This is a genomic window from Micromonospora sp. H33, from assembly GCF_052068455.1.
Lineage (GTDB): Bacteria > Actinomycetota > Actinomycetes > Mycobacteriales > Micromonosporaceae > Micromonospora.
Genome location: NZ_JBQHDE010000013.1, coordinates 53,352 through 64,841 on the forward strand (window position 1 = coordinate 53,352; position 11,490 = coordinate 64,841).

The window sequence follows — 11,490 nt, forward strand, 5'->3', positions numbered from 1 at the left end:
CGGCGGCGCCGGCGGACTCAGAGGGCCTTGCGGGACAGCACGCGCTTGAGGTCCGCCATGGTGAGTGCCCGCGAGACCAGCACCGCCGCGCCGAACATGCCGCCGGCCAGCGCCGCCTCGATCGGCCACGGGAGCCGGACCAGCCACAGCACGAGGATCGTGGCGGCTCCGGCGGCGAACACGCTCGCCACCTCGCGTACGGGCAGCCGCGACGTCATCGCCCGGGCGGCCAGCAGGCAGGTCGCGAGGCCGATGACCAGCTCGGTGCCGGCCGCGACCGCCGCCGCGCCCGTCGCTCCCCAGCGGGCGCACGCCCAGAACTGGGCCGCGAGGTTGACCACCGCCACCGACACGGTCAGCACCGCGATCGGCCGGACGAGGCCGAGCGCCGAACAGATCGTCGTGCCGACGTAGCCGAGGGTGACGCCGACGAAGGCCACGGCGAGCAGGATCAGCGGCGTGACCGCCGGGCCGAAGTCATCGCCGTAGAGGTAGGCGACGAGGGCGGGAGCGAGCGCGATCAGCAGGACCGCCGTGCCGGCGCCGATCACCACACCGGTCCGCGTGGCCAGGCTGAAGATCAGGCTTCGGCGGTGGGGGTCCATGGACATGCTGGTCGCCACGATCGGCAGCAGCGGAGCCACCAGCATGGCCGGGCCGAGCTGGGCGACGTCCAGGAACTTGTAGGCGGCCGAGTAGTAGCCCACCTCGGCGGCGCCCTGGAGGTGGAACAGGATCACCGAGCCGAGGCGGTAGTAGGCCATGACCGCGAGCGAACTGATCGCGAGCGGCCAGCTCAGCGCGAAGATCCGCCCCGCCTCCGTCCAGGACGGCCGGCCGAGGGGCACCAGCCTCCGGTTGATCAGTACGCCGATGCCGGTCTGCAGGGTGACGACGGCGACGAAGAACCAGGCGAGCAGGACCAGGTCGCCGCCGGTACGCGCGATGACGACGACCGCGACCAGCCAGAGGACGCCCTGGACGAGAGCGAGGATGGCCGACACCTCGGGGCGGAAACGGGCGGTCGCCCCGGCGGTGAGGATGGACGCCGCGGACAGCGGCGTCGCGATCGCGACGACGCTGACGACCGCGCTGGACTCGCCGAACAGTCCCTGGGCGGCCGCGACGAGCAGGCCGACGGTCGCGGCCAGCGCCACCGACGTACGGATGAACAGGCCGGTGCTCAGGATGCGGCCGGCGAAAGCATTCTCCCGCGCGATCCGAGAGCTCACCGTGATCGTGGTGCCCATGTCGGCGACCTGCGCCGCCGCCGTACCGAGAGTGAGGGCGAGGGCGAAGACGCCGTACCCGTCCGGGTTGAGGTAGCGGGCGAGCACGGACGTGGTCGCCATGCCGACGACCATGCCCAGCAGCCGGAGCCCGAGGGAGAGGGCGGTGGCCTTGCTGAGCCCACGCGCCGAACGTGAGCCGTCCCCCGTACCAGCCGTCCCGCCGGTCGGGCCCGGATCCGCCGGAACGACGGGCAGCACCATGGTGTCCTGGTCCGCCGTGCCGGCCGCTTGGCCGGCCGCGCCTCGGCCGGCCGGGACAACGGGCAGCACCATGGTGTCCTGGTCCCCCGGCTCGGTCGGCCGTCCAGGCCAGGTCACCGGAGGCACTCCCCGAAGATCTGTTCGTACGCGTCCACCCAGGTATCGCGGCCGTGCCGCTGCTCGACGTACGCGACGCCGCTGCCCCGCAGGTCCAGGAGAGCCGCCGCCTTGTCGGGCGTCAGCTCCGCCGGATCGCCGATCACCAGACCACCGCAGCGGGGCACCAGCTCGGTGCCGGGATCGCCGTGGAACGCCACGACCGGCAGTCCCCCGGCGGCGGCCTCGAGGACACAGGTGGGCGTGCCGTCGGTCTCCGCGCCGCAGTAGATGTAGAAGTCAGCGGCCGCGAGGAGGTCGGGCACGTCGTCCCGGTGACCCGTGAAGTGCACGTCGGCGCTGCCGGCGCTGATCCGCTCCAGCCGCTCCCGGTCCGGCCCGTCGCCGACGACGACCAGGGCGCTGCCGCTGGCGAGCGCCGCCGCGATCGCCCGGTCGTGGCGCTTGGCGCCGTGCAGCCGCGCGGCGAGGATCGCGACCCGCCGGTCCTGGAACCGGCTCGGGAGCAGGCGCTCCCGCACCGCCGCCCGCGTCGCGGCCGGCGGGGCGGCGTAGCGCCGGGTGTCGATCGCGTTGGGCACCACGACGAGCTTGTCCCGCCCGACCACCGGTTCGAGGTCGTCGGCCACGGCCTCGCTGACGCAGACCACCCGGGAGACGTGCTCGGCGGCGCGCGCGTAGCCCGCGAGGAGCAGCCGACCGGCGGCCCCGCCCATCCACCGCCCGTGCTCGGTCCAGACCACCGGCGCACGGCGGGACAGGGGGGCGGTCAGGGCGATCTGTTCCCGCTTGAACTGCATGTAGTAGAGCGAGGAGTCGCCGATCTCCTGGGTCCGACGCCGCTCCAGGGGCACCCGCAGGATTCCGGAGGCCATCGTCCGGCGCGACCACTTCGGCCCGAGCGCGATCTCCCGCCGGTCGAGGCCGTGCTCCTCCCAGCCCGGGCACCGGCCGTACAGGCGGACGTCGTGGCCACGCTGCCGCATCCCCTGCCCGAGCGCGACGGTGTGCGCCTCGGCGCCGCCGGCGGTGTCCGAGACGGAGACCATCGTGACGGTCAACGTGGACAAGGTGGTCCTCACTTCTGGGCCTCGATCCGGCTCTGCTGGGCGACGGCGTACTCCTGGAGGAAGCGGCCGGCGGCGTCCGCCGTGTCGAGCGGCTTCGCGCCGGTCTCGTACGCGGCCACGACGGCGTCCCGTACCGCTGCGACGCTGGTGTCCCGGGCGACGGCGGTGGCCAGTTCCCCCAGACCGCCGCACGGCACCACGGCGGTCGGCACACCCAGCCGGGCCGCCACCGCCAGGACGCCGGACTGGCTGGCGATCTCGTACGGCGCGACGACGACGTCGGCGGCCGCGACCAGCGCGGTGAACTCGTCGACGTCCAGGTAGCGGTAGGCGGTCGTGACCGCCGCCCCGGTCTGTGCGATCAGCGCATCCACCTGCCGGCCCGGCCCGAGATCCTCGCCGACCACCGCGCCCCGCCAGCCAGGCAGCTCCGCCAGCGCCCGGACGAACAGCTCCGGGTTCTTGTCGGCCCGGACCTGACCGGGAAGGAGGGCGAGCCGACCCCCGTCCGGCGTCAGCTCGGCACGCCAGCGCTCGACCAGGGCCGGGTCGGCGGGCGGGGTCCACTGCACCAGGGGGACCCGGGCGACGTTCGCCACCCCCCGGTCGAGCAGCTTCTGCCGGTCGGCCTCCGAGTAGACGAGGACCCGGTCGGAGTCCTCGAGCGCGCTGCGCAGCGCCCGGCCGCCACCCGGGGCGTTCGACCGGACGAACGTGTTGTGCGGGCTGGCGACGACGGTCGCGGCGCGGCGCCGGGCCACCGAGACCAGTTCCGGGGTCAGCGCGAACATGCCCTGGATGTGGACGACGTCCTGCGCGTCGATCGCCCGGTGCAGGTGCGGCAGCGTCCGGAGGACATACCGCGCGGACGTCCTCGCCTGCCGGACGACCCGGTTGGCCGAGGCGCGGTGCCAGGTGACGCACCGGCACAGGCGCACCGAGGCGGGTGCCGCGTCGCAGTCGTCGGCGGTGTGGACGACCACGTCCACGCCGAGGTCCGCCAGGCCGGCGGCGACCTCGACGGAGTGGTTGAAGACCCCGCCCCGGCCGCCCGACTCGATGAGGTGGACGCGCCGGATCACGACGCCGCCTCCCGGCCGGCGAGGCCCGCCACGGAGTCGACCACCGCGCCGATCGTCCGGGACCAGCCGAGCGACTCGCAGCGCTGCCACCCGGTGTGCTCCCGGGCGTGCCGTGCGGGCAGGTTCCGCAGCGCGTCGACGACCGCCTTCGCGAAGGAGTGCGGCTCGTCGCCCACCCAGTAGGCGTCGGCGTCCCGCACGGCGTCCGGGAGGCCCTGGGCGGCGAACGGGCTCATCACGACGGACCGCCCCCGCGACATCGACTCGGTCAGCTTGAGCTGCGAGCCACCGCCGGTGGTGGCGGGCGCGACGGTCACCGCGGCGCCGGCGTAGGCCTCCGACACGTCGTCGAGCGTGCCGAGGACGGTCACCCCGGGGACCCCGTCGAACTCCGGGGCCAGCGCCTCGCTCCGCCGGCCGGCGATCACGAGCCGGGCCTCGGGGGACTCGGCGCGGACGAGGGGCCAGACGTCCCGCACCAGGGTCCGCAGCGCCAGCACGTTCGGCTCGTAGTCGTACGACGCCAGTGCGAGGACGTACCCGTCCGGCGGCGACGGGTGGTAGGGCCAGATGTCCACCCCGTTGGGGGCGAGGACGACGTCGCGGGTCCACCCGCGCAGCACGTCCAGGTCCGGCTGGGAGAGCGCGACGCAGAGGGCGGCGCGGGCGGCGACCCGGGGCTCCCAGAAGCCGGCCTTGGTCGCCTCGGCGCGGCGGGCCATCCGTTGCCACCCCTGAGCCGACGTCACCAGCGTCTGGAGGCGGCGGCTCTCGATGTTGGCGAACTCGACGATGTGCGGCACGAGCCGGGACGCCGGGGGCGCCCAGGCCGCCAGGTAGGAGTGGGACCAGTACACCGCGTCGGGCCGGAACTCGGCGCAGAGCGCGTCGAGGGAGTCGGCGACCGGCACCATGTAGTGCCCGCCCAGGTGGGGCCGGCCGGACGCCCGGGTGCGCACCGCCGACGGCGGTGACCAGGGCAGCGGGCGGGTCTCGACCGGCGGGTCCGGCTGCCGCCTGCCGTGGTCGGGGAACGTGACCAGCACCTCGACGTGACGGCTCAGCGCCTCGGCCACCCGGGCGGTACGGATACGCCCGCCGTGCTGCGCCGGCCAGGGCGGTTCGACGCTGACCACCAGGACGCGGCTCATGCCGGCACTCCGCCGGCATGGAACACCGGGGCGCCGAACCTGATGATTCGCTCGCTCTGCTCGCTCATGCCCGAACCATCCGACACCCCCGTGTGCGACCGCGACGCGGTCGGCGATCGTTGCTCATGGCCCGCTATCGTCCACGGGCCAGTTCGGTCTCCAGCAGCGTGCGCAGCACCGCGCCACGGCCCTCCCAGCCGTGCTCCGCCGCGCTCGTCATCCGGTCGGTCACGACGGTGTCGGTGACGGGCTGGAGAAGGTCCACCAGACGGGCCGCGAAGTCGTCGGCCCCGGCCACCGTCACGTGGGCGTTGGTGCGCGCCAGCTCGGTCACCGACGGAAGCCCGGTGCTCAGCACCGCCAGGCCCGACGACAGGTACTCGAAGCACTTCAACGGACTGACACCCCGGGTGTAGTCGTTGATCGCGTACGGGATGAGCCCCACCGCGCAGGTGCCGGCGACCTCGGCGAGCTGCGCGGGCGTGAGGACGCCCAGGTGGCGGGCCCCGAGCTCCTCGAGACGCCGCAGTTCCGCGTCGAAGCTGCCCCCACCGGCCGCGAGCGGGCCGGCCAGCAGCAGCTCACCCCGCCCCCGAAGGGCGGTGGCGACCGACTCGAGGAGGCGCATGTCGAGCTTGTGAACGGTGAGGTTCCCGGAGAAGAGAACGGCGGGGCGGCGCTCGGCCGCCGGCCTGCTCGCCGCCGTGAAGACCGACACGTCCGCCACGTTCGGCAGGAGTTCGATCCGGGGGAAGCCGGCGGCGGCGAGGTGCTCCTGGACCGCCTTGCTGGTGGCGATGGCCACGGCGGTGCGCGACGACAGGGACCGCTCGCCACGGCCCACGGCGACGCCGTCCACGCCGGGGAAGGTCGCCAGCAGGTCCACGCAGTGGTAGATGACGACGTCCGACGAGGCCTCCAGGCCGTACGTGACCGGCGTGAACGTCCAGAGCACGCGCGGACGTGGGCTCTCGAGCCAGTCGCTGGTGGCGCGCCGGAGCAGGGCCCGGTTGATCGGGAACGTCGGCGTCCGGTGCACGGGCAGCACGAGCGGCGACACGATCTCCGCCCCGGCCGGGCGGGGCCGGTGAGCGGGGCTCTCCTCCCGCTCGCCCAACGCCCTCCGCACCCGCGAGGCCATCCGGACGACGTCGTCCCGCCGGAGCTTGGGCCGTCGCAGGCCCAGTGACTCGACGAACGTCACCTTCGTGGCACGGGCGAGCTCCCGCGCGACGTAGTGCTGGTTCGTCGCGATCGGGGAGTCCCACTCGGCCGTTCCCAACATCAGCACGTTCGCCACCGGAACGTCACTGAGTCGGGCATGCTCCGGCACTGACGCCGTCACCATAAAGTCATCTCCAGCTCGCAGTGCTCTGAGCCCGGCGCAAGATTAAGGGAGTCGACAGGCGAAGCCAATACCGGGGCTGCGGCCGCCTGCGGGGGTGCTCCGGTCGGCTACGCCTCGTCGGCCAACCAGGCGGCGATGTTCGCCTGGAAGGCGTGCGGGGTGAACCGTTGGGCGTTGGTCATGGTCGCCGACACGGGCAGGTGCGCGGCACGCCGGATGGGGTCCACGTACGCGGCCGGGTCGGTGGCGTTGAGCAGGAAGCCGGTCTCGCCCGTCACGACGGTCTCCAGCAGCCCGCCGCGGGCCCAGCCCACGACCGGCGTGCCGCAGGCCTGCGCCTCCACCGGGATCATGCCGAAGTCCTCGAGCGCCGGGTAGAGCAGCGCGATCGCGCCCCAGTACAACTCGCGGAGCCGCTCCGTCGACGGCCGGAACTCGAACTCGACCGGCACGTCGACGCGGGCGGCGAGGCGGCGCAGGTTCTCCTCCTCCGGCCCTCCGCCGGCGATCACCAGCGGCAGGCGGGCCGCCGCGGCGATCTCGATCATCAGGTCGAAGTTCTTGTACGGGATCCAGCGGCCGACGCCCAGCAGGTAGCGGCGGTCCTGGTTGCGTACTTCCGGCGGGGCCGCCCCGAAGTAGTCCACCTCCACCGGCGGGTTGATCACCCGGGCGTCGCGCCCCCAGAAGCGGCGGATCCGTGCCTGCACCTCGAGGGAGTTCGCCGCGTAGCTGTGGACGTGCCGGCTCAGCCGCTTGTCCCCGGCCTGGAGCACGGCGCGCATCGGCGCGAGCATGGCGTTCGCGCCCCGCTGGTCCAGGTCGGGGCTCCACACGTATCGGGCGGGCGAGTGCACGTAGCTCAGGTGGCGGGTCTGCTCCGGGTCGCCGATCTTGACGGTGTGCGCGAACGCGTGACTCGACGAGATGACGAAGTCGTACTTCTTGCGGGTGAGCGTCCGCCAGGTCAGCGGCATGAGCGGGAGCGCGAGGGCCTTGCTGCGCCGCAGCGGGGTCTTCGCCATCCAGGATTCGTGGATCTCCTGGTCCACCGTCGCGTCGTCGTCCTTCCAGAGGACGAAACGGTCGGCGTGCGGCACGACCTCGGCCATGCTCAGGAAGACCTGCTCGGAACCGCCGGTGGCGCCGAACCACTCGTGGATCAGCGCGACGGAGTGGTCGGCGAGGGGCCGGAGCGCGGCATCGGGTGTGGACGAGGTGAGACTCATCGGCTTTCCCCCACGCAACCGGATCGCCCGGTCACGGTAGCTGGAACAGGAATTCAGGACGGACGGTGGCGTCCTCTGTGGACGTGCTCAGAAGACGACGACGTCCCGGATGTAGCTGGCGAAGCGGCGCAACTGGTAGGCCTCCGGCACGGGCGAGGTCATCCGCACCACGACCTGACGGTTGACCAGCCCGGCTTCGCCGTTGCGGAAGTAGGCGACGACGACCAGGCCGTGCCGCTTCTCGCCGTCGACCTCGATGATCTGCTCGGCGTAGCTGGCGTACTGGCCGCTGCGGATCCACTGTGCGCCCCAGGCCTCCTCGACCGCGCGCATGGCGTTCTGCCACTGGTCGTTGCACGGCTCGGGGCAGGTCCGCACGATCAACTCGCCGCCGGTCATCTGGTTGCCCGACGCCGAGTTGCCGCAGTTGTACTTGACGTACCCGTCGGCACGGGCGGCGAGCGTGCACTTCCAGTCCGTCGGAACCTTGACCGGGAAGCCGACCCCCTCGAGGTCGGTGAGCGTCAGCACCCGGTCCCGCTCGGTGAACCTCGGCCACTGCGTCGGCCAGGCGCCGGGCTTCGGCGGCTCGATACCGGGCGACTGGGGCGGTGCCGTCGGCACCGGCGGCGGCACCGGGTTGTTGCTGGACGCCACCGGCGGCGTGGGGTCGTCGTCCGAGCCCGACCAGAGGGCCACGCCACCGGCGCTCGCGAGCACCACCAGGACCAGCGCGGCGACCCCGATCCAGAGCCCGATCGGCCGGCGGGGTCGCTCGGAGGGCGTGATGCGGCGGACGGGCGAGGCGAACGGGTCGCGGGGCGGGACGTCAGCCGGCGAGGTGTGTGGGACCGGGCTGCGCGGGGCCGCGTCCGGCGCCGCGGGCGAGGCCGGAGCACCCGAGATCGGGTGCGGGGCCGCCGACACCGGCTGGCCGGGGATCGGGTTGGCCTGCACCGCCCACGGCGCCTGCGCCATTCCGGGCGCGGACTCGGGCGCGCCGGACACGGGCTGCGGCGGGGCGGAGGTCGGCGACACGGCCGTCGGGGTCGGGGTGTACTCCACGCCGAGGGCCCGGAAGAGCCTCTCCGCGCCCGGGCCCGCCTCGGCCGGGTAGGCCACCCACGGCGCGTCGGCCGCGAAGTCGGCGTACGTGTAGGGCAAGCCGTCCGGGGCCTGCGACAGCGAATTCGCGACACCGGCGAAGGCCTCGCGCCAGCCGGGAGAGGCGGCCACGGCGGCGTCCAGCACCGCCACGGTCACGAAGCGGCCCTGGTCGTCGATGGCCGCCCACGCCTTTCCCACCGGAGACCCGCCCAGCGCGTGGGTGAACCTGTAGGGGCCTTCCGGCTGCATGCGCACTCCTCCGTTGAACCGCCGTGCGGATAGTACCGACCAGCGCCCAGCCCGGCCCGCCCCGGCCGGCCCCACGTCCGGACCGGACCGCCGGTTGCTCGTGAAAGTTTTCATGCATAGAGTCAGCTCATGAATGAAGGAACTGTGGTGGCGCCCGAGGACCGGGTGCTGGACCTGTTCCAGGGGGTCCGGCTCACCCCCACCCAGCGCCGGATCGCGCACTGTCTCGTGCAGCACGGTCCGGCCGTGGCGTACCTGTCGGCCGCCGAGGTCGCCGAACTGGCCGGGGTCAGCCAGCCGTCGGTCACGCGGTTCGCGATCGCGCTCGGCCACGACGGCTACCCCGCCCTGCGCCGCCGCCTCCGCGAGCTGACCGTCGGCTCGGCCGGCGGACGCGGGGACGCGGGCAACGAACTCCAGCAGGCGGTACGCGCCGAGATCGGCAACCTGGACCGGCTCGCCGGCCAGCTCGCCGACCGGGACCGGATCGCCGAGACCGGGCGGCTGCTCGCCGCGAGCCGCCCGCTGCCGGTGCTCGGCCTGCGCGCCGCCGCACCCCTCGCCGCGTACTTCGCGTACTTCGCGGCGAAGGTGCACCCGGACGTGCGGGTGCTCGACGACGGCGGCAGCCTGCTCACCGACCGCCTGGAGCAGGCCGCCGCGGCCGGGGCGCGCGCCCTGCTCGCCTTCGTGCTCCCCCGCTACCCCCGCGAGACGCTGGACGCCCTGCGCGACGCCCGGGACGCCGGCCTGACCGTCGTCGCCATCACCGACTCACCGGTCAGCCCGGCCGCCGAGCACGCCGACGTGGTGCTCCCGGCCGCCGTCGGCGCCCAGCTCGTGTTCGACCTGCACACCGCCCCGATGACCCTGGCCATGGTGCTGCTCCAGGCGATCTGCGACGCCGCACCCGCCGACACCCAACGCCGGCTGGAGGCGTTCGAAGCCTCCGCCGCCCGTCGTCAGTTGTTCCTCGGTTAGGAGGAGGTACCCATGACGCAGCCCGTCCGCGCCGCGCGCGGCACCGAGCGCACCGCCCGTGGTTGGCCGCAGGAGGCCGCGCTACGGATGCTGATGAACAACCTCGACCCGGAGGTGGCGGAGCGTCCCGAGGACCTGGTGGTCTACGGGGGCACCGGGAAGGCCGCGCGGGACTGGCCGTCGTACCACGCCCTGGTGCGGACGCTGACCGACCTGCGCGACGACGAGACGATGCTGGTGCAGTCCGGCCGGCCGGTCGGGGTCATGCGCACCCACGAGTGGGCGCCGCGGGTGCTGCTGGCCAACTCGAACCTGGTGGGCGACTGGGCCACCTGGCCGGAGTTCCGCCGCCTCGAACAGCTCGGCCTGACGATGTACGGGCAGATGACCGCCGGGTCCTGGATCTACATCGGCACGCAGGGCATCCTCCAGGGCACGTACGAGACGTTCGCGGCGGTGGCCGAGAAGCGCTTCGGCGGCTCGCTGGCCGGGACGCTGACGCTGACCGGCGGCTGCGGCGGGATGGGCGGGGCGCAGCCCCTCGCCGTCACCATGAACGGCGGCGCCTGCCTGATCGTCGACGTGGACCGCACCCGGCTGGAGCGCCGGGCGCACGACCGCTACCTGGACGAGATCGCCGACTCCCTCGACGACGCGGTGGAGCGGGCGCTGGCCGCGAAGCGGGACCGCAGGGCGCTGAGCGTCGGCGTGGTCGGCAACGCCGCCACCGTCTTCCCGGAGCTGCTCCGGCGCGGCGTCGCGATCGACATCGTCACCGACCAGACCAGCGCCCACGACCCGCTGTCGTACCTGCCGGAGGGGGTCGAGCCGGCCGACGCGCGGGACTACGCGGCGGCCAAGCCGGCCGAGTTCACCGACCGGGCCCGCGCCTCGATGGCGAAGCACGTCGAGGCGATGGTCGGCTTCCTGGACTCCGGCGCCGAGGTCTTCGACTACGGCAACTCGATCCGGGGCGAGGCGAAGCTCGGCGGCTACGAGCGGGCCTTCGACTTCCCCGGCTTCGTGCCCGCGTACATCCGGCCGCTGTTCTGCGAGGGCAAGGGCCCGTTCCGGTGGGCCGCGCTCTCCGGCGACCCCGCCGACATCGCCGCCACCGATCGGGCGATCCTCGACCTGTTCCCGGAGAACGAGTCGCTGGCCCGGTGGATCCGGATGGCCGGCGAACGGGTGGCCTTCCAGGGCCTGCCGGCGCGCATCTGCTGGCTGGGGTACGGCGAGCGGGACAAGGCCGGCGTGCGGTTCAACGAGATGGTCGCCTCCGGTGAGCTCTCCGCGCCGGTGGTGATCGGCCGGGACCACCTGGACTGCGGCAGCGTCGCCAGCCCGTACCGGGAGACCGAGGCGATGGCTGACGGCTCCGACGCGATCGCCGACTGGCCGCTGCTCAACGCGCTGGTCAACACCGCCAGTGGGGCGTCCTGGGTGTCCATCCACCACGGCGGCGGCGTCGGGATCGGCCGGTCCATCCACGCCGGCCAGGTCTGCGTCGCCGACGGCAGCGCCCTCGCCGGCCAGAAGATCGAGCGGGTGCTCACCAACGACCCGGCGATGGGCGTGATCCGGCACGTGGACGCCGGCTATGACGACGCCCGCGAGGTCGCCGAGCGCACCGGCGTCCGCGTGCCGATGGCCGAGGCGTAAG

Annotated in this window: 9 protein-coding genes; 2 read left to right on the plus strand and 7 right to left on the minus strand. The window is 73.6% G+C overall.

The window, feature by feature from the left end; translation table 11 throughout:
• Positions 1-17: 17 nt before the first annotated feature.
• From ACTMS0_RS23625 to ACTMS0_RS23655, 7 genes are all read right to left on the minus strand, one after another.
• Positions 18-1,610: a flippase gene (locus tag ACTMS0_RS23625; RefSeq protein WP_441157440.1), complete on the minus strand. Its 1,593-nt coding sequence runs from the start codon at positions 1,608-1,610 to the stop codon at positions 18-20.
• Positions 1,607-2,671 carry a glycosyltransferase family 4 protein gene (locus tag ACTMS0_RS23630; RefSeq protein WP_441157441.1) on the minus strand — a complete coding sequence of 355 codons (1,065 nt, stop codon included), beginning with the start codon at positions 2,669-2,671 and terminating at the stop codon, positions 1,607-1,609. Before ACTMS0_RS23630 ends, ACTMS0_RS23625 begins: the two co-directional genes overlap by 4 nt.
• Positions 2,672-2,688: 17 nt before the next feature.
• Complete coding sequence (locus ACTMS0_RS23635) at positions 2,689-3,762, minus strand: glycosyltransferase (protein WP_441157442.1); 1,074 nt, start codon at positions 3,760-3,762, stop codon at positions 2,689-2,691.
• Positions 3,759-4,913 (minus strand): glycosyltransferase, encoded by a 1,155-nt coding sequence (locus ACTMS0_RS23640; protein ID WP_441157443.1) that lies wholly within the window; start codon positions 4,911-4,913, stop codon positions 3,759-3,761. The genes ACTMS0_RS23635 and ACTMS0_RS23640 overlap by 4 nt, the downstream gene beginning before the upstream one ends.
• Positions 4,914-5,046: 133 nt before the next feature.
• Positions 5,047-6,198: a glycosyltransferase gene (locus ACTMS0_RS23645; RefSeq protein ID WP_441157543.1), complete on the minus strand. Its 1,152-nt coding sequence runs from the start codon at positions 6,196-6,198 to the stop codon at positions 5,047-5,049.
• 170 nt (positions 6,199-6,368) lie between these two features.
• The gene (locus tag ACTMS0_RS23650; RefSeq protein ID WP_441157444.1) at positions 6,369-7,490 is read right to left on the minus strand and encodes a glycosyltransferase; all 1,122 of its coding nucleotides are present in this window, start codon (positions 7,488-7,490) and stop codon (positions 6,369-6,371) included.
• 87 nt (positions 7,491-7,577) lie between these two features.
• Complete coding sequence (locus ACTMS0_RS23655) at positions 7,578-8,846, minus strand: hypothetical protein (protein ID WP_441157445.1); 1,269 nt, start codon at positions 8,844-8,846, stop codon at positions 7,578-7,580.
• 129 nt (positions 8,847-8,975) lie between these two features.
• Between ACTMS0_RS23655 and ACTMS0_RS23660 the strand changes: the two genes are divergently transcribed.
• Both ACTMS0_RS23660 and hutU read left to right on the plus strand, forming a co-directional pair.
• A complete protein-coding gene (locus ACTMS0_RS23660) occupies positions 8,976-9,827 on the plus strand; it encodes a MurR/RpiR family transcriptional regulator (RefSeq protein WP_441157446.1) in 852 nt (283 codons plus the stop codon).
• A gap of 12 nt (positions 9,828-9,839) precedes the next feature.
• On the plus strand, positions 9,840-11,489 hold the full coding sequence (gene hutU, locus ACTMS0_RS23665; protein ID WP_441157447.1) for a urocanate hydratase: 1,650 nt from the start codon (positions 9,840-9,842) through the stop codon (positions 11,487-11,489).
• Position 11,490 lies beyond the last annotated feature (1 nt).

What these genes read in the sequence shown, in the direction of transcription:
- ACTMS0_RS23640 (WP_441157443.1), bottom strand. Translation starts at nt 4,913, where the DNA reads ATGAGCCGCGTCCTGGTGGTCAGCGTCGAACCGCCCTGGCCGGCGCAG.
- ACTMS0_RS23645 (WP_441157543.1), bottom strand. Translation starts at nt 6,198, where the DNA reads ATGTTGGGAACGGCCGAGTGGGACTCCCCGATCGCGACGAACCAGCAC.
- ACTMS0_RS23650 (WP_441157444.1), bottom strand. Translation starts at nt 7,490, where the DNA reads ATGAGTCTCACCTCGTCCACACCCGATGCCGCGCTCCGGCCCCTCGCC.
- ACTMS0_RS23655 (WP_441157445.1), bottom strand. Translation starts at nt 8,846, where the DNA reads ATGCAGCCGGAAGGCCCCTACAGGTTCACCCACGCGCTGGGCGGGTCT.
- ACTMS0_RS23660 (WP_441157446.1), top strand. Translation starts at nt 8,976, where the DNA reads ATGAATGAAGGAACTGTGGTGGCGCCCGAGGACCGGGTGCTGGACCTG.
- hutU (WP_441157447.1), top strand. Translation starts at nt 9,840, where the DNA reads ATGACGCAGCCCGTCCGCGCCGCGCGCGGCACCGAGCGCACCGCCCGT.